Here is a 23,145-nt window from a genome sequence, read left to right as displayed (position 1 = left end):
GGGAAAATGATGAACAAAGTTCCTGTTATTTTAATCAGTGGTTTTCTTGGAAGCGGCAAAACAACGCTGCTTTTACGCCTGTTAGCCCATACTCGCCAAATTCCCCTTCGTGCTGCTGTTTTAATGAACGAAATGGGTGAATATGATGTAGACAGCGCTATAATTTCAGAGGAAATGCCTGACGTAACAGTAGAAGGATTGCTAGAAGGCTGCATTTGTTGCAGCAAAAGAAATGAGCTGGCAGGGGCTCTGCATACCCTGCTCAGCCAGAAGCCAGACCTGATCTTCATGGAAACCACCGGGGTAGCCAACCCCGAACAAGTACTGGAGGAGCTTCGCTCCCCTCTACTGGCAGATCGGCTTTATCTGGTTCACAGCATCAGTGTTGTGGATGCTGAGCTGTTCCATGAATACAATAGCCGATTTACGGCTGATAAAGAACTGGTTCGCACCCTGCACGGACAACTGCGCACCGCAGACTTTATTGTGGTGAACAAGACGGATGCAGCAAGTAGCCGTGAAGTGACGAAGGTCGTCAAGAGCATCCGCAAGCTCAACGGTACGGCCAAGCTGCAAACTACTGAATATAGCCGAATTGACCTTGAACCACTACTAGAGCCTGTTCTGGCCTCCGCATCCGTTGCCGCGAAACCCATACAGACACTTCAACCTGCACCTGCACAAGTCCAGTCCACCGATGCAGGTGTACCGTCCGTTTCCATTCCCGTCAAAAGTATCGGAAGCACCAGTAGTGTCTCCAGAAGTACGGCTTTCAAAGTTATTGCGGCACACAGTCATAACCACGATCCTAAGCAGCCTCATTCGTTCTCCCGTCTGGAGAGCTTAACGCTGCATCAATATTCTCCTCAGCCACTCGAAAAACAACGATTGGAAAACTTTTTGACCGGGTTAGGTTCCTCGTTGCTTCGTGCGAAAGGTTACTGCGTGCTTCCTCAGGAAGGTACAATGCTTTTGCAATTTTCAGGAAATCACTTGGAGTGGCAGCCTACTGCACTTCCTGTGAGCCAGGGATATGTTACACTCATTGGAGAACAGCTTGACAAAGCCTCTATTACCGATCAATGGGAACAGTGCTTCGTGTCGCTGTAATCGACATATTCGGCTCGTAATGATGAAAATTCCCTTTGGTATGGTATGTACCTTATAGGATGCCATGTTGAAAGATTGAAAATAAAAAAGCTGTCGAGAATGTCTCGACAGCTTGAGTACCACTATGCAGAGTTATACATTAATTGCTTGGCGACATCCTACTCTCCCGGGACCTTTCGGCCCAAGTACCATCGGCGCTGGAGGGCTTCCCGTTAATCCAACAAAATGTTATGGAGTATGATGACTAAAATATTGAAGCGTTCCGGTTGGATAAGAGTTCCACTCTCCTGGAAGATTATAAGAGGAGGAACCGGACTTAATCCCCGATTTTCGGATAATAGTCCCATTATTCGGCATAAATTGCGTTTTTCCGTTAGGATCACCTAAGACGTCGATCGTTACACCGTTCTTTTTCAGGACATAGCCTGTCGTTACATTGGTATTCGTTTCTAGTAACATCAATTCATCATTATAGTATGTCGCAGGAACAATGTCGAAAAAGTCATAAAAGATGGAATCGATATATATATAAGGCATGCCTTTCCAAAACGAATTAATAGGCTGGCTCCACACTTTAGGAGTATTTGTAGCTAAATTGTATTGATGAATCTCAAGTGAGTATCCTGCATTTTCTATAGGCTTAGAAGTATCTCCTACCGGATTGTAGAACAGCTCAATAGCAGTCCGGGTTTTATCTAAGGATAGATACTGGGAAAAATATAGATCCTCCGGTCCTTGAGGATTTGAGGTCACTTGGAATACAGCGGCAGATCCGTTCGCCCCGATTACCCAGAAGTATTGAAAAATATCCCCGTTCCATGTCCAAACCGTCCCATTAAGAGGAATTGGTCCAGTAAAGGTGGAATCTGCCGTACCCGAATAGATTTTAAATGAAGTTTCACCCGGGAACACTGTTGACATGTCATAAGTAATCGGATCTTTGACCCCTTGCTTAGTTCGGATTTGAACAATTCCATTCGTCGCCAGAGGAGCATTCGTTACCTGAAAATTATAGGTGGCTGTTCCGCCATGCCCGTCATTCGCAGTAATCGTTACCTTGGTACTTCCTGCCTGATTACCCGTAGTAAGAGTCAACGTTGATCCGTTAACCTCTGCATTTACCATACCGGTTGATTCAACAGTAGAAGTAAACGTCAAGGCATCCCCGTCAGCATCACTGAACAATTGAGATAGGTCGTAGCTTCTTGCATTCGTAACTCCTGCAGTCAACACTTGTTCATAAATGGTCGCATCTACTTGAGGCGGCTGATTAGAAGATGGGTTAGACGAACCGGATGATTGGACACTGACCTGGAAGGTGGTTGAAGTTTCCCCTCCGCGGCCATCCATAGCCTTGATTTCTATGATTGTCGTCCCTGCACTTAGTGCCTGAATTTCCAATTGAGCTCCAGTGATTTCCGCCGAAGCAACGGACGGATCAGAAGAGGTTGCCTTAAAGGTCAACGTATCCCCATCAGGATCAGTAAAAACGGAATCTAAATTGAGTGAGTAGACTGCACCACCTACAGTAAGCGACTGGTCGGCAGGTTTAGTTTCTACTGGATACTGATTCTGTGGAGGTCCAGCCGTGACGGTGGTTTTGAAAGTTTCGATCACTTTCCCTCCCCAGCTATCTGTTGCTTTAATCGATACCGATGTACTACCGATCGTTAACGGTGTAAGAGTAAGCATATCTCCATAAACGGCAGCCGTCACAACAGTCGGGTCAGAAATGCTATGAACATCGTAAGTTAAAACATCGCTATCAGGATTGGAAAAGAAATCATTTAAGGACAATTTAATATCGCCTGTATTTATTTCTTTCATCTGATCCGGAATCCCTGTGGAAGTCGGGGATTCATTGACGGTAACATCAAAATCAGTAGTGACCTCGCCCCCGCGGTCATCTTTTGCTTTAAGCTGAATCGTTGCTGTTCCGGAGGAAACTGCATGGACCGTGGCTATGTATCCGTTAACGGATACAACAGCAACTGACGAATCCGAAGATTCTGCCAAAACGTCCACAGGGTCGCCATCGGGATCGTGGAATACCGAAGATAAATCCAGGATATAATCCGCATCGCCTAGATTCAGTGTCTGATTACCCGGCTTCTGGTCTATAACCGGATTTTGGTTAGATACAGCAGTTACTTCCATTTGAAACGACTGGCTTGTGCTACCTCCATGGCCATCAGATGCCTTAACAGAAACTGATGTGCTGCCAATTTTTAACGGTGTAATGGTAAGCGTGTCCCCATTTAGCACTGCAGTCGCAACCGAAGAATCGGAAATATCAATGCTGTATGACAACGAATTCTTCTCATAGTCGGTAAAGAAGTCGTTTAAAGATAATTGAATGTCGTCTGAATTGATTTGTTTCGTCTGATCCGGAATTCGCAAGGATACCGGAGGTTCATTAACGGTAATATCAAAATCGGTCTTAACCTCGCCTCCAAGGCCATTTCCCGCTTTTAGCTGGATGTTTGCTGTTCCTGAGGAAACCGCATGAACTGTGGCCTGGTTTCCGTTAACGGAGACTGTCGCAATGGATAGATCCGAGGATTCTGCCGAGATGATTAGCGGATTGCTGTCCGAATCAAGGAACACCGGAGATAAATCCAGGATGTAGTCCGCATCGCCCACAGTGAGCGTTTGGTTGCCCGGCTTCTGATTTACAATCGGATTTTGATTAGGTACTGCAGTTACAACCAATTGAAACGACTGGCTTGCGCTGCCTCCCCGACCATCGGATGCCTTGACGGTAACTTGGGCCTGGCCTACAGCTGCCGGAGTTAATACCAATTGATCACCCGTCAGGGTAAAGGTAGCAATGGAAGGATCATCGATTGCAACCTCATAAGTCATAGGATCATTTTCAGAATCCGTAAAAAACGATCCTAAAGATAAGGTTACGTCGCCGCTCCCCAACTGTTCGTTTTGATCGGGGATACTCAATGAAACAGGAGATTCATTGACACGGATCTTGAAATTCGTTCCCGCTTTTTTCCCAGCCTGGTCATCTGCGGCGATCGTAATGGTCGCAGTCCCTTTGCCAACAGCCTTGATAAACAGGTTTGTTCCCTCTACTCGGACTGTACTGATTTTTGTACTAGACGATACTGCCGTATATTTGAGCTCAGACTGCTCCTCGTCCGTAAAATGACCAAGTAAGTCAATCTGAAGTTCAGAATCGCCCACCGTTACGGCTTGATCGTCATATTTGGTCACTAACTTCGGTGCTGTATTGGTCACAACCGTAGAACGCGAGCTACCAGAAGAAGTTGTAGTGTCTCCAGTGACTCCTGATACCGTCGAAGAAGACACACCTACTGCAAATGAAGTATTCGTGACTTGGCTGGAGGAGCTTACACTAATATTTGCTGCAGAGTTATTTACTTGTAAATTTGAAATAGTTCCAGCTACCTCCAGACTGACCGGAGAGGAACTGTTCACAGCCAATGTATTAATGGAGGCCTGGCCTGTCAGAGCTACGGGCTGGTCACTGTTGACCGACAATTGCTTAATAATCCCCTGCAACTCTACTTGCTTGGCACCGGTAAGAACATTCAACTGCTGTATCGTTGAGGATGAATCATTTTCAATCGTTGCATTGGAAATCAACGACATTTGATCCACCGTCGAATTTCCTTGAATGACTACGTGGACATCCTGTTTGGATACCTCGACATCCTGCAGCTCAGATGTGTTAAACAATACGGTGTTCTGGTCACCGCCCTGAATATATGTTTTTCCTTGTACCGTAAATTTAGAGGCATAGAAATCATGTTCAAGGCTTGACGTAACTGTAAAACTATTTTTGACATTCAAATTCATAACCGAAATGTAATCACCGTCAATAGTTAAATCACCGTCAATCGAGGAGTTATGACCATCTAATACAAGATTGCCGCTGAATTCGGAAGCTTGCCCTATCGGAGCTTGCCCGCTCGCATGGATGACCAGTTTGGTGATCGATTCAATGGTCCGCTGTGATGCTACAAATTGAATATCTGCTCCTTTGAGAATCTCTTGGTTAGAGGTTTGCAGGATTCCTTTAACTGAATCCGAGAGTTTATATTCAATCCCGTTAATCCAGGCCTTTCCATCCTCTACTTTTTGGAGTTGGACTACATGGTCCTTAGGGAAAAAGGTAGACATCATATACTGGGCTATATCTTGGCGCTGAACGGACGATTTAGGTTTGAAACCGGACTGATCCGTCTTCATGAAGCCCGACTGTAAAGCCGTATTAACGTAAGGCCGTGCCCACGGACTGACCCGATTCCAATCAGTAAGTTTAGCAGACTCCGTGGCGTCAGCTGTAATAGGAAGCCCGGCGGCCCGCATAAGCAGAACCGCAGCCTCCTCTCTGGTAACTGCCGCTTTGGGCCTGAATTTGGAGCCGTCGTCTCCATTCATGAGTCCTGCACGATGTACAGCCTCAATATAGGGACTCGACCAACTTTTCGGTTCTACATCCGAGAAACTGCTACTTGCTGCTTTAGAAATAGAGAGTTGCAGAGCTTGAGTTAATAGAACCGCCATTTCTTGACGGGTCAACAACTCCGTTGGCCGATAGGATCCAGAGGGGTCGCCATGCAGAAGCCCGGCTTCAATGGCTCGCAGGATGTTTGTCTTTTGCTCTGAAGCAATATTATTGATGTCTTTAAAAGGCAGACTGGCCAGAGCTGCTCCGTTTGATGCACCGCTGGCAGCAGATGCAATCGTCTGCAAAGCCGTTGGAGCAACAAGTGCAGCCAAAGCTAATGTAATCAGCCATTTATTAGGTTTAGAACTCATGATGTTCCCTCTATTCTTTTTATTCATTATGGTGCCTCACTACTAAAGATGCCGATATTATCCGTATAATCGGTTCCTTCATCAAACCATTCACTTGCCTCGTAGTCTGCATTTCCATGAGTAACATCGGATTGTCTAGCTAAAGTGGTATGAGGCTGAAACACTGCCGTATCAATCAACTGATTATCGTAATAAAGCGATAAAGTAACAGGTGCTGAATCATCGTTATAAAATCCCATGTCCGTGAAGTAATCTACATGCGCATCACCAAAATACATGGTATCTCCTATCACGAAAGTAGCTCCACCTGGAATAAAAGCACCAGCGTCTTGACTTATTTCGATCGAATTTCCACTATCACTGCGTTCAATTCTAATTTTTGAAGCATCCAATTCCTCAGAACCCGCATTATAAAGCTCAATAATTTGCATCATAGAGTCGCTCTCCCCCCATGCCAACTCGGAGAAGAAAAGTCCCTTCTTTTCTCCAGCAGTGACTTGGAAGATCGTTTGAACGGTTCCCCCCTTCCCATCATCTGCGGTAACTGTGACTGTAGCACTTCCCACTGCAAGCGGAGTAATACTCAGTTGGTCGCCTGTAACGGAAACCGTTGCTACTCTAGGGTCCGATGAATCAGCGGAATACGTCAGTAAGTCCAAATCTTCATCTGCAAAAGTTGAAGCAAGTCCAATAGTTGTGTCCACAGCACCTGCTTCTGTAGAAACATCATTAATCGTGCTTTGAACAACAGGAGCGTGATTAGCAGCAGGTGGAGGGGTCACCGTTAGAGTGAAATTCGTATCCACTGTACCCCCGTTTCCGTCATCTGCCGTTACCGTAATCGTGACCGTACCCGCGTTCACTGGCGTAATTTTCAGATCGCTTCCGTTTACCACTACTGTTGCCACGCCCGTATCCGTCGAGGTTGCCGTGTACATCAGCGCGTCGCTGTCTTCATCTGCAAACACACCTGCAAAGCTCACCGTCTTAACTCCATCCGCGGCTCCTGTTGTCACATTGCTGATCGACGTGTCCACCGTCGGCGCATGGTTCACGGCTTCCGGGATCACCGGCGTGATCGTCACGTTGAACTGCGTATCCACCGTGCCGCCTTTGCCGTCGTTCGCCGTAACCGTGATCGTGGCTGTTCCGGCGTTCACTGGCGTAATTTTCAGGTCGCTTCCGTTTACCGCTACTGTCGCCACGCCCGTATCCGTCGAGGTTGCTGTGTACGTCAGCGCGTCGCTGTCTTCATCTGCAAACACACTCGCAAGGCTCACCGTCTTAACTCCATCCGCGGCTCCTGTCGTCACATTGCTGATCGACGTGTCCACCGTCGGCGCATGGTTCACGGCTTCCGGGATCACCGGCGTGATCGTCACGTTGAACTGCGTATCCACCGTGCCGCCCTTGCCGTCATCTGCTGTAACCGTAATCGTGATCGTACCCGCGTTCACTGGCGTAATTTTCAGGTCGCTTCCGTTTACCGCTGCTGTTGCCACGCCCGTATCTGTCGAGGTTGTCGTGTATGTCAGCGCGTCGCTGTCTTCATCTGCAAACACACTCGCAAGGCTCACCGTCTTAACTCCATCCGCGGCTCCTGTCGTCACATTGCTGATCGACGTGTCCACCGTCGGCGCATGGTTCACGGCTTCCGGGATCACCGGCGTGATCGTCACGTTGAACTGCGTATCCACCGTGCCGCCTTTGCCGTCGTTCGCCGTAACCGTGATCGTGGCTGTTCCGGCGTTCACTGGCGTAATTTTCAGGTCGCTTCCGTTTACCGCTACTGTCGCCACGCCCGTATCCGTCGAGGTTGCTGTGTACGTCAGCGCGTCGCTGTCTTCATCTGCAAACACACTCGCAAGGCTCACCGTCTTAACTCCATCCGCGGCTCCTGTCGTCACATTGCTGATCGACGTTTCCACCGTCGGCGCATGGTTCACGGCTTCCGGGATCACCGGCGTGATCGTCACGTTGAACTGCGTATCCACCGTGCCGCCCTTGCCGTCATCTGCTGTAACCGTAATCGTGATCGTACCCGCGTTCACTGGCGTAATTTTCAGGTCGCTTCCGTTTACCGTTACTGTCGCCACGCCCGTATCTGTCGAGGTTGCCGTGTATGTCAGCGCGTCGCTGTCTTCATCTGCAAACACACTCGCAAGGCTCACCATCTTAACTCCATCCGCGGCTCCTGTCGTCACATTGCTGATCGACGTTTCCACCGTCGGCGCATGGTTCACGACTTCCGGGATCACCGGCGTGATCGTCACGTTGAACTGCGTATCCACCGTGCCGCCCTTGCCATCATCTGCTGTAACCGTAATCGTGACCGTACCCGCGTTCACTGGCGTAATTTTCAGATCGCTTCCGTTTACCGCTGCTGTTGCCACGCCCGTATCTGTCGAGGTTGCCGTGTATGTCAGCGCGTCGCTGTCTTCATCTGCAAACACACTCGCAAGGCTCACCGTCTTAACTCCATCCGCGGCTCCTGTCGTCACATTGCTGATCGACGTTTCCACCGTCGGCGCATGGTTCACGGCTTCTGGGATCATCGGCGTAACCGTTACGTTGAACTGGCTGTTTATGGTCCCGCCTTTGCCGTCGTTCGCCGTAACCGTGATCGTGGCTGTTCCGGCGTTCACCGGCGTGAGAGTCAGCTGACTTCCATTCACCGATACTGTCGCTACGTTCGTTGCTGAAGATTTTGCTGTGTAGGTCAGTGTGTCTCCTTCAGCATCAGCAAAACTATTTGCCAAATTAATCTCTTTAGGCTCATCTGCTGCATTTAACGTAATATCAGTAAACCCGGTAGTAACGCCTGGCGCATGGTTAGTCACTGATTTTGTTGAAGTTCCACCTCTGGAGGAAAATGTCACGCTACTCGACGTAACTGTAGTCGGTTCTTGAACCGTTCCGTCAGCGGACTGAATTTGTCCAATCTGCTTTTGTACTTCGCTGTAATTTTGGATAACTTGTGAAACGGATGCATCTTTAGGCAGCTGAATCATTTCAACTTTAAAATTCGGGTTCAATGTCACTTTAGCGTTTGCGTTGGCAACTTGAAGCTCCCCGATTGTTCCGGTTCCTTTAATAGAAATACCATTGCCGGAATTCACATTAAGATGGTTTACGTTTCCATTCAGCTGGATATTAGAAACACCGTCATTAAGCTCGATTACTCCTTTGATATCCCCTTTAATCTGAACACCATCACCTAAAATTCGAAGCAGGCTGCTTTCCGGTAGACCATTGGTGTTTAACACAACATCTTTTTGCACGATTTCTAATTGTTGCAGTCCGTCCACATTACGATTGCGCGAATTAAACTTTAATTTAGCTCCTTTTAACGCATCTTTATTGGAGTTTCCGATTAACTCTTTCAAATTTCCCTCTATTAAATAAGGAACATTATCGATTGTTACAATGTCTCCATCAATGCTATTGATCGTAGCTGTTTGCTCTTGAGTTTTGAAAATATCCAGCAGGAAAGGAGCAATATCCTCCCTTTTTACTTCACCGGTGGGATTGAGCTTGCTGTCATGAATGTCAATTAAACCTAGACGAAGTGCTGTATCTACCGATCCAGCCGCCCATTGGCTTACCAAGGACTGATCTTTGGGTAAAATGCTTGATCCGCCCTCTGCATTAACCCCTCCGACTGCACGAACAAACACAGCTGCCAGCTCTTCACGTGTAACAGGATCGTTCGGACGGAAGTTTCCTAATCCATCCCCGGATAGAAACCCGGCTTTTTGTGCGGCTTCTATATATGGGGCAGCAAATTGTTTACTTTGCACATCTTTAAAAGTAGAAGAACTCGAAATAGGGTCCAATTTTAAAGCTCTGACCAATAATACTGCGAGTTCCTGACGAGTTAATGTTGCTGCAGGGCGAAAAGTTCCATGAGGATCTCCCGATAAAAGCCCTTGGCGTACAGCTTCTTGGATGGCCGCCATTTTATCACTCGTCACATAGGATGTATCTGAAAACAAATTATTGGTAGGCGTTGCAGCGTAAGCAGAAGTACCAAACGCCGCCTGAAGAGCAACAAGAGCGGCTGCCCACTTAAGTGAATAAACTTTCAATGGTTCTACCTCCTAATTTACTTTTGAGTAAAACGACCCTATTCGATCTTCGAAATGTTTCTACATAATTCAAAGATAATAAAGCTTATTCACTGTATTTACCGATAAAAATGTGTTTATATTAATCTTTTATTCATATATTTGTCGAAAATAAGTGATTTATGTCGTTTTCAATCAATATACATGAAACCACTGAACCAATTCTGAACAAAAGCTTATCTATAATGATGCCTAGTTGTATCAAGTCTCTAACTATATCCTCCAAATAACTTATTTCCGCAAATGATTTATCGGAACCCTCCCTTAATCGCGACTCTTGTGCTAAAAAAAAAATAATCGCAGGCTAGATACCTGCGATTATTTTTAAATTAAGATAGCCTATGCGAAGTATAGAATTACGTTTTAAAATGATTAGTTTGCCAAGATTAGCAATGCCGCTGCTGAATATCTTAAAACGTTATATTGTATCTTTTTTTCATCATAGCCCTCGTCGACTATTGTCCAGCTTCATTTAGCATTAAAAAGCAGCAGCTTCACGGACTGTTCCAGAAGAGTGTTAAATTCGAGACTTGAAAATACATTTGTTATTCGCGTTGTTTCGGATGTAACTATCCGTAAAAAATAAAAAAGCTAGGTTTACGAATTATTGGCATAATCCGTAAACCTAGCTCTCGACGAGTCTTACTTAAGGTTATATTTTTTGTTAAAGCGATCCACACGGCCACCGATATCCACGTTTCTTTGTTTACCAGTGAAGAACGGGTGGGAAGCGGAGCTAGTATCTACACGGATAACTGGGTATGTGTTGCCATCTTCCCATTCCATCGTTTCTTGCGAATATTTAGTGGAAGCACTCAGGAAAGTAAATCCACAGCTAGGGTCCAAAAAGATAACTTTGTTCAATGTTGGATGAATATCTTTTTTCATTAGTTTCACCTAATCTTTCATGTAGTTTTAGTTTCAAAATCAAACGTACTGGCGCAATACTCCATCAGTTGGCAAAAGGAACGGCTATGTCCCAGAAAAAAAGACGACAGATCATAACGGTTGCGCTCAAGCTCGTAAACGACAAGCAAACGATGCCGCATATACGCATCGCCCATTGCACGAACGCTCCGGATCTTTCGTCAGCCTTCATCGTTATATAAGCATATAGTGAATGGTCCTCCGGCTCGTCCCAAATGCTGACACCAGCACAGGAGAACTCGGTAGCCACGTGCTTTCGATTCAAAAGGCAAAGCGTACCATGTAGCTCGGCATCTATCATACAGCCTTGAAAAAAAGCCGTTTTCTTAGGTGCAAGCTTTAACTTTGGACGCTCTGTCCACTGGACTAATTCAAGTTTTCGCCGGTTCCATAACGCAGGCTTTTGCAAACTTAACAGGCTTCGCTCAGGAAGCAGAATCATTCAGGTTGCTATGCAGCAAACCTCAAATTATCTAGTTTCACGATGGATCGTGTACTTTTTCAGACGCGGAGAGTATTTTTTCATTTCAAGACGCTCCGGATGATTTCTTTTGTTCTTGGTTGTTGTATAGTTGCGATCACCTGATTCGGTGCATGCCAAGGTAACAATTACGCGCATTTCTCTTCCTCCTTAATTGGAATACATGGTATACAATTACAATAGTAATTTTTACGATTAGTTCTATTCTATAATTCATGCTCCGCTTTGTCAACCTTAGAGTCACGGTTTGTCGCTTCTTCGACCGTATTCCATCGATTACGGTACTGTGCAAGCTTAGGATGAAGTTCCTGGGGTGCGCTCGAAAGCACCAATCTGACATTTCTAATCCATTCTCCAAATGATGCATAAGAAGCGCAGAAATTTGCAGTTTCAGGACTCATGTACAAAAAAAGTGGGGTCGTATACTTTTCCGCCAAAAAACGGATGGCTGCTTCAATAGGCGTATACTTTTTACGCTTACCTTCCCAGTTCTCAATCACAACAGCACTCAAAGCTTGCTCCCGCTGCCACTCTCCCAGCTCGTCCACCCGCTTGTAATACGAACGTACCGGCTGCTTCCACATTCTTCTGACGGTTTCTTCATGTAGCGGATACAACACCAGCTTTGTAAAAGATAATGCAGCCCCCGTTTCGGCAAAAAGCTCCAGTTCTCTGGCTGTAATCTGCTCGAACGTATCATAGTAGACCATGGTCCCTTTATGCGTCTCGATCGGAGGCTCATAACCATAGGGTACATATTGAAGGTTTCTTGTCATGCCGGACACTCCGTCCTTCCATAGATGAACTTTTCCTTCTATATTATACCCTTGTTTTGGCATGAGTTTACATCAAATGTTTATCCTTGCTCAACAGCAGGCGTATTACGGCGTGAACCCCTTCGGAATTGCAACGCATAAAGTCCCATCGTCACAAGCGCAATCAGTGCAAGCACCGTAAAAATATTGCTAAAATTGAACACCTGCACATTAGATACGACAGGATTCAAATGAAAGGACGACGAACTATCCAGCGTTTTGCCCAAAATACTTGTCGTGATCGCCCCGGCAATGAAATTCAGCAGAGATAGCAGCCCCATTCCAACACCAATCTGATCTTTCGACAAGGTACGAGAAATCGTGTTGGACATGGCAATTTGCATGAAGGTCTGACCTACGTTTCCGAAAATAAGCAAAAATAAAATCAGATACGGAGAGGCACCCACAAATGTTGACAAGCTGATAAAACAGATAAACAAAAGCGATACAGCTGTATAGACGAGAAACGAATTTCCTTTGCTATCCGCCAAACGCCCTCCTCTTTTACCCAATAGAGCCGAAGCAATAGCAGCCGGAAACATAACCAGTCCAATTATTGCCGGCGTGAGCTGATTGAGACTGTTCAGAAACTGCGGTGCCAAGTACGGCAATCCAAAGCTAATCCCCGTCCCTAAAAAAGCGATAAGGAGCCCGTATGAATATTGCTTGTTACGGAACAGCTTCGGCTGGATGAATGGATCATGCGCAGTGTTAATGCGCCATATAAACAGTGCGAATAACACCACACCGACCAGAAAGAACATCATATTGGTTTGCGAAATCGAAAGTAATAAGAAGGCTACTGTTCCACCCAGCAATAATCCACCCAGAAAATCGAACTTCTGATCCTTTCCACGCTGATCGTCCAAATATTTGCGGAAGAACGGCAATGCGATCAGTGGCAGCATGGAAATGACGAACAAAAAACGCCAGCTTGCAAAGCCTGTGATCAAACCGGAAATAATCGGAGCCAGTGCAGTACCTAACGCCAAGCCGATTGCTGTGACGCCCAAAGCACGTCCCCTTTTTTCAGCCGAGAAATAACGGACTGGGACGATCATAGCAGTTGCCGGAATAACAGCAGCCCCTGCAGCCTGAAGCAAACGAGCTACAATGAGCATCCAAAATTGATTGGCCAACAGTCCAATAAGCGAACCCAGTGCAAAAAAGATAATCCCAAACGTCAGCAAATCCTTAAGACGATATTTATCTGCCAATTTGCCGTAGGTCACCGAGCCAACTGCATACACGATCATATAGCCAGTCAGCAACCAACTTACATCGGAAGCACTAATATGAAACTCCTCTCGAATCACAGGCATAACGACATTAAACATAAAAGCGTTCATCACTGAAAAAACAAGTGTGAAAGCTAGCACTCGCATAAGCTTATCCGCATTGGGATAAGTTTGTTCATTTATCATTTGGTTGTCTCCCTCTCCTGTAAACCTCTTATCTAAAATCATATTTCACTGTTTTTGTTACCCCTATCCGGGCAAATTCTCTATATATTCGCTCAAGCGTGGGCGTCCGTAGGGTGGTAGTCGCGGAGAATTTTTTTAAGCAGACAGCGTAGCGTCTCCGATTCTCCGGCAGATAACGTTTCACCTACCGAGCTTTTAATTGCCTCAATAGTACGTTCAGCTACTTTGTGAATCTCTAAGCCTTCCTCAGTCAAATAGATTTGCTTCATTCGTGCATCTTCCGGGTGACTTTTGCGTATTGCCCAGTTTTTCTTAACGATCCCGTTAACCAGGCTGGTAACGCTTGATTTATCAATAAGCAATAGCCTTTCCAAATCCGTATTGGTGACTCCAGGCGACACCGCCAGTATATAGAGCGTCTGCGATTGTGGGGAGGTGAGTCCCAAAGGGCGCAGTGCCGTTTCAATTTCGCGCCGGACAGTAGTAAAAATCCATTTAATTAAATACATCGTGCTCTCTTCCTCCCAGGGAAGACAAACGGGATACACCTCACTTCCCATCTCACTACGAACCTCCATATCCATCTAAATTTAATAGTTTGAATTCCAACTAATTTTAATCAGCTGCCTACTTGGTGTCAATACTTTCGTAAAATAATGCTTTACTAGATAAGATGAATTTCAAATTACGAATTCATTCTTTATGGAAATTTATGTATAGTAAAAGACGAGCCCTTGAAGGAAGCCCGTCTTTTACTTTATTTCTGTTTTATAGTTGCTTAGTCTGCACTCTTCACTTGAACCAGCGGGTATTCTTCTCCATCAACGGTAACCGTGCTAGCATCGTTCAGCTCCAGCCTTTGCCAAATGGTCAACAGCGTACGATAAGGATACTTCTTAAGATCGTACTCCTTTGTCTCTGTACCATCACCGGACGTGCTGCCTATGGTTTTATCGGCTGCTATACCACTACCCTCAGTAGAAATCTCCGAAGTCGAGCCTCCGTCCGTGTTGCCTGTCACTGCTCCAGACTGATCGCCGCTTGTTCCACTGGATGTACTACCACGAGCTGTGGAACCACTGTCCGTGGATTGTCCATCTGCTGTCGAACTTTTTGTAGTGGCGCTCCCAGTGATTACGTCACCGGATGGATCATTGTTCGCATTACTGGCAGCTTCCTTGTCGTTCTGTTCAGCAAGCGTAAAATTTTCGTATAAGTGCTCCTGTTGGTCCGCCCCGACAATGACGAGCTTCTTCGGCTTAAATTCTGCCTGCTCTGTCGATGTCTGAAACGCAAACAACAGCTTGACCATTTTCGTAGTGGACTTGGTATTAGGCACATGTGTCACTATCGCCGTAGGCTCCTCTTTTACGGGCACTGTAGGCTCTACAGGCTGTTGTACAGGCTTCGGAGCAGCAACAGGCGCAGGTGTGTCACCAGATCCGATCACCCCGGTTGCTTTCAGGCCGCCGAGCGTACCTGCAATGACAATCAGCACGATCCCGGAAATCACCCCACCTTTACGAAAACGACGAAGTGTTTTAACCAACGGTGTGTCCGTCTCCCGCTTTGCTGCCAAATAAAAATTTTTAAAAGCAGGCTTTGCAGGTTCAAAATATTGACGCCACAGCGTTTTTTTATGCAGTCCCTCTCGTCCTTCCTTTTGGAAGAATAGAAGTAGCGCACGTCGATACGACGGTTCGAAACCGCCACGTGGAGTGGCAAACTCGGGGTGTTCTTCCGACCATCGGATAAAGCGGTACATCGTATCGTTATCCTTCGCCCATTTGCGGATCGAACTGACCAGACGAGCGAAGTCCAATATTCCTTCTCCCGGCCCGTCAGAACGATAGAATGCAGGCAACAGACGGGCAAAATGGCTTTCCGCAAGCTGCTGGGGCAGCCAGCCATAAGCCCAATCCTGTACCTTTTCTACTTCGCCAGGCTCCAGGCCGTCCAGCACCGACGGTTCCGGTTCCTCCGTATTAAACCAATCGTAAGCCGCAATCAATCGCACTGCTTGTCCCTTGAGGGGAGCAGGCAGCTTTCCAACCCACTGCACCAAATCGGGCCGTGTAAAAAATGGAATCTGTACGACCTGATCGGGTGATATTTCTTTTAGCTCTACTTCGGTAAGTAAATACCGATCCGACGCTTCCTGCAGGCGCTCTGTCAATCCAGATTGCTCCAGCGGGGACAGTTTGCCTACGGCAGAGCTGCTGTCCCATTGACGCAAGCGTTGGTGAATGGCAGCCACAGCCTCTACTGGTTTTCTTTCGGCACGCAGTCTGCCCATCAGTGCAGATTCTGCCAAAAGCTGAAAATCGGCATTCGCCGACACTTCGATATACCGACTGCCCCATTCATGCACAACGGCCAGCAGCCCCTTGGCATCCGGTGTTCTTTTCATCTGACTGTCCATGTAGGGAATGAACAGCATTTTTGTAAGCGCCGGATTACCCAGCACTTTCGTAAAATATGCCTTGCCTAATGACGGATTCTCCTCAATCGTATGGTAAATATACGTGACTGCTTCCGTATTTCTGGCAGTATAAGCATTGTTTAGCGAACGGATTAAATATTCCACCAACCGATTTTCGCTGCTGCGTGCATGAACTTTATAATAGTCCTTGAAACTATCGACTAGACCTACATCTGGAATATATCCATCCTTCACCCGATCAAATTCATGATCAAAAAACGATAGAAACAGATCATTCAGCCTCATTTTACGTGGCAGCGAATCGGGTGGCGATAAATAATCAGTCAAGCTTCGTAATACAGCGATTCGTTGTTCGTTGTAAAATGCCCGCTCTCCCTGCTCAATTCTGTACAACGTAATGAGCTCATGATAGCTGGATGGCGTCAAATCACGCCCTGCCTCCATACCTGTCAGCATTTGCTCGGCAAATTTGAAGAAATCATCCGGCGTCTCACCATTCAGCAACGTGCGGACAATCCAGTCAAAATACGGCTGTCTCACCTGCTCTGCATCCACATTAAGTATTCGACTATGGTTAGACAGGTCAAATACAAAGTCCTTTTCCACATTCCGATCACCGGGACGCAAACTAAAAGGCTCAACGAACATCAAGTGAATGCCTTTTCTGCTGTTCGGTTCCTGTGCATATGTAAGAAATCCGAGTCTGTTCCGAAATGCATAAGGCAGTGCCGCATACAGCACACCCAGCAGCTGCTTGGCTGAAGATCCGACCGCTTCTACAGGAACATTCAATGCTACATATACCTTTTTGCGACCCGCTGCGGACATCATGACTGCGTATAAAAGCTGTTTGAACACTTCTTCGCTCAGCTGCAATTGAGCCAGCACTGTAGACGGGTCAACAGCCGGAAATACACTTCCACCCGGTAGACGCTCCAATTCCGGTAAATCCGTTCCCTGCTCAATATCATAGGTATCAACAAATGATGTGTTCAGCCACTGCTTATAGTCAGACGGAGATTCACCATGTCCGGCTGGAATCACATAGTTGTGCGTGAAAAAGGCGCTCCGCAGCCCAGTAAAATCCGCAGCCTTATAAATACTGCGGCCAAGCACTACATCCCCGGACTCCGTCCGTACCAGATGCATGGCTTCTGGATAGACGCTTTCCTGCTTCTCGCCACGCGTCGTCAAAGCAGCAGGCGCATCATATACACATAAGGGATGGAGCACCTTTTTAATAAAAGAAGCATCCAATCCTTTGGAATTAGCCACTGTATCGAAGCCTTCCGTAGAACGGAAAATTCCACGCCGTTCCCGTGTGTACATCTGCTGTTGTATCAAATGAGAGGTAGAATAACTCACTGTGATTCTCTCCCCTCAATGTACTTCAACTTATAAAGCAGCCAAATGAATGGCTCATCCACACGGATCGGACTAACCAATCCTTGCAGCTTTTGCTCCACTGGATTGCTACCCAGCGCGGAAACCGCGAAATAGGCCGTATCCGTAAAATATACATCCATCGTGCCCTTGAAGGGCTTATCCACCTTTTCGATGAAGCGTCGAACTTCGCCATCAATGTTCGCGAACTCATCCAAATCCATATATTTGCGATGCTCCATCGGATTAAAAATATTGCTATTCGTCTTGATGTATGTGCCTTCTTCATCTGCCAATGCAGTAAGCATATCACTTTTGGTCAGGACGACAGCGGTCGGAATGTCCGTTTTCCCTTTTTCCTGATAAGCAATAAAATCACCGAACATCGTAAGTACGACATCACGCGGTTCATCATATTGCGAGACCCATTCACCCGGCTTATCGCCAAGGTTAATCTTAATGCGCTCCCGAATAGAGCGGATTTGCAGTGGATCGACCATAAAGAGAATACCTGCTGAATTCTTAATATGCTGTCCATGCAGTCCCAGATAGTCCTGATCTACCATTCCCTCACCGGCGACATCAAAAAATACCAGCGTCAGTGGCGGCTTTTCCTCATCCTTAAATACAAACTGGAAGATAAAAGGCTCCTGCATCTTTTCTTTTTGTGTCGATGTAAGCAGATCGCCTCGTTCAAATAGGGGTTCCTCATACATGGTGCGGAACTTTCGGCTGATCTCTGCATTGAGCGGCATGCAAGCCGCGTCAAAATGATCGGCCGTAACATGCTGCAGCGTGTGAATCAGGGAGGTCATATAGACAGATTTCCCCGCCTGCGAAGCTCCAATAATCGAAATGATATTGCTAGGCACCTTACCCGCGGTCACGGGCAGCTCGTTATGACAGTGTGGGCACAGTCGATGACGCGTCAGCTCGCCATAACGGTCTGTCAGTCCTGTTAGTACATGATCAGAATACAATCGATGTTCCTCAGGAACATCATGGGGATGCAAAATCGCCTCCATATCATGCACACTGTCCAAGCCAAAACGCTCCCGATATTTGTTCAACAGCTCATCTTCACCTAAAGCGTAGTCCTCGTCATCTTCACGATGATGAGAAGCACGGAATACCACGTCCTCCGGGGAGAATTTACTAAAGCAATAAGGGCACACAATATCATAAAATAACGGCCTTGGCGCTGCCTGTGGCTTTCTTCTGAATAAATTGCTAAGAAAACTCATCGGTTGTGGCCTCCTTTCATTCAGGAACTAATTCATATACCGTGCCATATTTCTGGCCGTCTGTAAAAAACAGCCGCACATATTCATCTCCCCCCACTTCAACAGCGGGTAAAACATTCCGTCCCGCGGCAAAGGGTGCCGTGAATGGATACAAGGTTCCATCGTCCCTGTCTGCGGGATAGCCCCCGCGCTTCTTCACGTAGCAAAGCGCCTCCTGCGGGACAGGAACTTCGGCTGTCACCTGAATCTGGACGGTTTTGCGGCTGCGAAACCAGCTTTTTTTATGGTGAACCGCATATCTGATTTTAGCCCTCCCCGTACTCAACTCCAGTTGGTTGGCTCCGTCTTGCTGACGGATCACGTAAGTGTCTCCATCCTCCCGAACAGCCGGATACACGGTATACCGTACGCGTCCAATGCCTTCAATACGGTCACGATAGCTGCCAGCAGCCTTATACTCCTCGCGTGTAAAAAGTTTTAGGCTTGAAAAAGGTGGTAAAACTTCGGCTTCATTCTGCCCATTCATACCTGCATCGGCTGATTGTTTCGCAATATATACCACGGCTGCGCCCTCAGGCCACTGCCAGCGTAACACAACCCGGTTGTCGTCAATTTTGTGGCTCAGCTCCGAAATAACAGGATCACCGGGCTGTGCTTCCCTATACTGCATAAGTTCCAGCCTCCCGTTCTAAAATCCACTGCTGCGTCGATTGCGCGTCGGGGCTTCCGGTGCCCCTCTCCGGCGTCCTGACGGCGCTCCCTGACTTCCTCCACCGGAAGATCGGCGAGTATTTTCCGCAATTGGCAGAACAAGCGAAAAGACAGCAATAAGGGCCGCCAGTACGAGCGCTGCCACCAAACGAATCATCAAGTCGCCTATAGGCGAGCCAGATAATCCCTTTTCCAAAATAAAGCCAGCGAGCAAGCCTGCCGGGACTCCTCCAATCGCAAAATTCCGCGCGAGAAAACGGTTATCAAACATCAGCCCAAGAGCTAATCCCAATAGGGCGCCGATAATGACCAGAGCCGTTACGCGATAAATGGCAAAATACAGACTGTCGGCATACTCACCTGTCCGCTCCGTTACCAGTGTGCGATCACCGATTTTGTTATATATTTTACCGAACGCCTGAGTAAGTCCTTGGGCATTAGCTACATTAGAATAAGTTCCGCCTGTCAGGTCAGCAATATTTTGCAATAAGGCTATACCATCCGACTCTGCCAGCTTCAGCCCGATCGTATTAATCGGAATCTGGCGGGCGATATAAGGAGCCAATGCCGTCTGGGTATCCAGCTCGCTAAAGCCGTCAGAGAGCATAATAACGAGAGAACCTTTTTCTGCATTGCCTTGGGTTTCAATCTCCTTGATCGTCTCATCCAAAGCAAGTCCGATCTCTGTACCGCCTGACATTATAGTCTGCATGCTATCGATTTTGGAATAAACCGCTTGCTTCTCTGCATCTGTGCGAATTGGAGTAAACGGCTGAACCAACTGGGCAGTAGAATCAAATGAAACAATGGCTACCCTCTTGTCTCCATCCATTTGGCCAATTAGACTCTTAGCAGCCGTTAGGCGTTCATTATCGGGATCTGTTTGCTGCATACTCCCGGAATTATCAATCACAAGCACAAGGTCCTGTACGCTCTTGCGCCCTTCAGGATTAACCTGGTAGCCCAACTCCAATAGCAGACCTGCCACGAACAACATCACCAGCGTAGCAGGCACCAGTAACTTCCAGGATAACCCGGAGTAGCGCTGCCGCCATGAATGTCCATTTAACTGTGGCGAAATTAGTTCGCCGATCAGACAACCTAGGCCAATACACAGTGCCATGATGCCAAAATACAGCCCGATCACGACGATATGCGGCCAGTGCCCTATCAATTTGTGAAGAATAAGCTCTCCCAAGATGAAGCCTACTACAGCGCCCAGCAAGCCGAACAGCAATAGGAGAACGTTAAATTTACGCTGCTTCATAAGAATCGTTGCTTCCTTCCATCATAAAGTAGGATGAATATGTGGTTACCGCAATTCCGGCAACCGGTCCACGTCGATTCCGTGAAACACGAAACCATTCGCAGTATATGTCTCATAATACGTTTTGCCGTTGCGGTAAACCATCAGATCCTCCAGATGGAAGCCGCCCATCAAATGCAGCTTTTCCACCCCGCTGCTGCGACGCTCATGTACAAAACCCAGCTTGTAAATACGCGAAGTAATGTCCACATCCATCGCATAAGGAAGAAATTCGCCTTCGTAGTCACCAAAGAAGTACTTTTCTTCATACCGATGCTCATGGGTATAGTCGAGCAAACGTACGTTAATTCCGCCATGTTCCTCTAACGTTTGATACAGTTTTTTAAACAGCTCATCCTTCGGAACAACCAGCCGATTTTCATATGCAGCAGCCACATTGGCACGCCGCAATAATTCTTCTTCGAAGGTCTGATTAAACGGCTGTGAACTGAGAATCAAGGTGCGACAGGTCTGCGTGAGTCGATCCACCAATGCAGACAGGCCCCCGTCCAGCAATCCGGATACAGGCCCCATATGCCGGGTATCAAAAAATATAGATTTTCCCCGCTTGCTTTCCAGCTCACGCATGACATCCTCCGTCACACGCTCGTAATATTCGAACAGGTTTTGACCTGTGTAACTATCGGCCTGCCGGATACTGTCCGTTGCAGCTTGATGTAGTTCACGCTCCAGGCTGGAAAGCTGTACTGTAATATGCTTCGCCTGCGCATGCCATTTTTCTAGTGCCAGTTCATAGCGGCGGAGCAGCTCCAAATCGGCTTGAATTCGCAGCATGTGCAGTTTGTGCCCGTAAACCGTCTCGGTCAGGTAACGAATCAAGCTTCGAACATTATGCTTATCCATGAGTGGCAATCGTTGAAAAGGTTGGTCCTCCACTCGCCCGCTATACAAGGTGTCCAGTTCAGCGGCACTAATCTGCAAGTCATTGGACGTATCCCGAATCAGTCCACGAATGGCTGTAAGCACATTCCCTGTTTTATTTTCATCCGTCCAGTCTGTCAACTCAAATAAGCCGATTTCGGGATATTCCTTAGCAGCTGCATTCACAGCCGACTGTAGACCTGATTCCGCCTGAAAATCTCCCAACCGTTTGTGCACAATCCGTTCACAGTTATCACGGAAAAAGGCTTCGCAGCCCTGACCAAACAAGGCTTCCTCCGCCTCACGTAATGTCATTCGCTTTAACGAGCCGTAGCTGGCTCCGCTGGTCATCAGTGCGCTCATGTCCGTGATCGCTTCATTACCAGGAACGAGATCATTTCGCGTGCGACCGCGCTCAGCAGCATCTAACCCAAAATAATTCAGCTTATCGCGTATGTCCCACTCTTGCTCTGTTCTCATACGCTCTAACAGCTTCACATAAAAGTGATACAGCACCGTCAGTGCGATTGACTGGTTAGGGCGGTTGACTCGGGAAAATCCAGCCGACACATAACCCTGCCGCCCGGATTCCGTCATGATGTTGTTTTTAAACGATGTATTGTTGTATCCCCCATCCTGTGACCGATAGGAATCTCCTGCCTGATAGCGATTTTTAAGAAGCTGAATATGGCAAATGATGTCACAACTTTCTCGCAGGCTATTCGGCACCGTTACGCCGCGTTCGTTCTTGTCGGACAGCACATAGACGAGGTCGAACAACGGTGATGGAGCATGGGTTACTGGAATGGTCAATTTGTCCTCGGTCATATGAAGCGGTGCCGTAAACGTATAGTCTGGACTCTGGATATAGTCCAGCTCTCGCATGAAAGCAACGGACGTTGCACTACTGTAGCCGAATTGGACAGCCTGATCGCTTTCATTCACCAACACATACAGATCCATTTGTACCGATTTAAAAGACTGTGCAAAAATATACTCCGCCAACAGCGTAATTTCAGGGATTAATACGTTCATGGGGTCATCCGCTGTCGTCAAGATCGACAAATGGACACGCTCGAACGAAGAATACAACCGACCGTAATCTGCCAGATGTCCACTAGCCCGGCGCAACGCAGTGTTAAGCTCAATTAGCTGCGATTCATGTGTATAAAAAGCCTGGTGCAAGTCACGGCGTATCGTTTGGTGGCCACTTTCCTCCGGTACCGCTATCGTATGCACAATAGCATCCACCGAACGATCTACAGCTGTATGTTCTTCCTGCGAGCGGATCTGAATATACGTTACTCCCGTGCTGTTATCCCACTTGGTCCGGTTGATATCTGCAATGGTGTTCATCACCGGGTTCATGCGATCACCGATAAAAAGAAACACGGACGGGAAATGGATGCTGCTGCGTCCATCTCCGCTTCCGATTAATTGGTCCTCTGCGGCTGCATAGTCAGCCGCATAACGTAACAGCTGCTCTCTCATA

14 protein-coding genes are annotated in these 23,145 nt (G+C 47.1%); 1 reads left to right on the top strand and 13 read right to left on the bottom strand.

Annotation, left to right across the window (positions count from 1 at the left end; genetic code table 11):
* The first annotated feature begins 6 nt into the window (after positions 1-6).
* The gene (locus ACYCSE_RS21150) at positions 7-1,110 is read left to right on the top strand and encodes a CobW family GTP-binding protein (RefSeq protein WP_459699727.1); all 1,104 of its coding nucleotides are present in this window, start codon (positions 7-9) and stop codon (positions 1,108-1,110) included.
* Between the two features lie 228 nt (positions 1,111-1,338).
* On the opposite strand, the gene ACYCSE_RS21145 is transcribed toward ACYCSE_RS21150, so the two are convergent.
* From ACYCSE_RS21145 to ACYCSE_RS21085, 13 genes are all read right to left on the bottom strand, one after another.
* Positions 1,339-5,910, bottom strand: coding sequence for an S-layer homology domain-containing protein (locus ACYCSE_RS21145; RefSeq protein WP_459699725.1), 4,572 nt, complete (start codon positions 5,908-5,910; stop codon positions 1,339-1,341).
* Between the two features lie 26 nt (positions 5,911-5,936).
* Complete coding sequence (locus tag ACYCSE_RS21140; RefSeq protein WP_459699723.1) at positions 5,937-9,998, bottom strand: S-layer homology domain-containing protein; 4,062 nt, start codon at positions 9,996-9,998, stop codon at positions 5,937-5,939.
* Positions 9,999-10,679: 681 nt separating this feature from the next.
* Positions 10,680-10,925 carry a type B 50S ribosomal protein L31 gene (locus ACYCSE_RS21135; protein ID WP_013310118.1) on the bottom strand — a complete coding sequence of 82 codons (246 nt, stop codon included), beginning with the start codon at positions 10,923-10,925 and terminating at the stop codon, positions 10,680-10,682.
* Between the two features lie 17 nt (positions 10,926-10,942).
* Positions 10,943-11,101, bottom strand: a complete 159-nt coding sequence (locus tag ACYCSE_RS21130) for a hypothetical protein (protein WP_459699720.1) — start codon at positions 11,099-11,101, stop codon at positions 10,943-10,945.
* Positions 11,102-11,433: 332 nt separating this feature from the next.
* A complete protein-coding gene (gene rpmG, locus ACYCSE_RS21125) occupies positions 11,434-11,583 on the bottom strand; it encodes a 50S ribosomal protein L33 (RefSeq protein WP_007430271.1) in 150 nt (49 codons plus the stop codon).
* A gap of 68 nt (positions 11,584-11,651) precedes the next feature.
* Positions 11,652-12,221: a hypothetical protein gene (locus ACYCSE_RS21120; RefSeq protein WP_061831362.1), complete on the bottom strand. Its 570-nt coding sequence runs from the start codon at positions 12,219-12,221 to the stop codon at positions 11,652-11,654.
* A gap of 80 nt (positions 12,222-12,301) precedes the next feature.
* Complete coding sequence (locus ACYCSE_RS21115; RefSeq protein ID WP_235308232.1) at positions 12,302-13,684, bottom strand: MFS transporter; 1,383 nt, start codon at positions 13,682-13,684, stop codon at positions 12,302-12,304.
* A gap of 92 nt (positions 13,685-13,776) precedes the next feature.
* On the bottom strand, positions 13,777-14,244 hold the full coding sequence (locus ACYCSE_RS21110) for a MarR family transcriptional regulator (protein ID WP_235308231.1): 468 nt from the start codon (positions 14,242-14,244) through the stop codon (positions 13,777-13,779).
* Between the two features lie 218 nt (positions 14,245-14,462).
* On the bottom strand, positions 14,463-17,492 hold the full coding sequence (locus ACYCSE_RS21105) for a GAP1-N2 domain-containing protein (protein WP_459699716.1): 3,030 nt from the start codon (positions 17,490-17,492) through the stop codon (positions 14,463-14,465).
* Positions 17,489-18,754 carry a TRAFAC clade GTPase domain-containing protein gene (locus tag ACYCSE_RS21100; RefSeq protein WP_061831358.1) on the bottom strand — a complete coding sequence of 422 codons (1,266 nt, stop codon included), beginning with the start codon at positions 18,752-18,754 and terminating at the stop codon, positions 17,489-17,491. Before ACYCSE_RS21100 ends, ACYCSE_RS21105 begins: the two co-directional genes overlap by 4 nt.
* A 16-nt stretch (positions 18,755-18,770) precedes the next feature.
* A complete protein-coding gene (locus ACYCSE_RS21095) occupies positions 18,771-19,424 on the bottom strand; it encodes a beta-mannanase (protein WP_459699714.1) in 654 nt (217 codons plus the stop codon).
* A gap of 18 nt (positions 19,425-19,442) precedes the next feature.
* On the bottom strand, positions 19,443-20,732 hold the full coding sequence (locus ACYCSE_RS21090) for a vWA domain-containing protein (protein ID WP_103047751.1): 1,290 nt from the start codon (positions 20,730-20,732) through the stop codon (positions 19,443-19,445).
* Positions 20,733-20,777: 45 nt separating this feature from the next.
* A complete protein-coding gene (locus tag ACYCSE_RS21085) occupies positions 20,778-23,144 on the bottom strand; it encodes a transcription initiation factor TFIID (RefSeq protein WP_459699712.1) in 2,367 nt (788 codons plus the stop codon).
* Position 23,145 lies beyond the last annotated feature (1 nt).

It is taken from the genome of Paenibacillus sp. SEL1, assembly GCF_054602535.1.
Note: the sequence above shows the minus strand (reverse complement) of the source record. Positions and strands in the feature narration are given on the sequence as shown.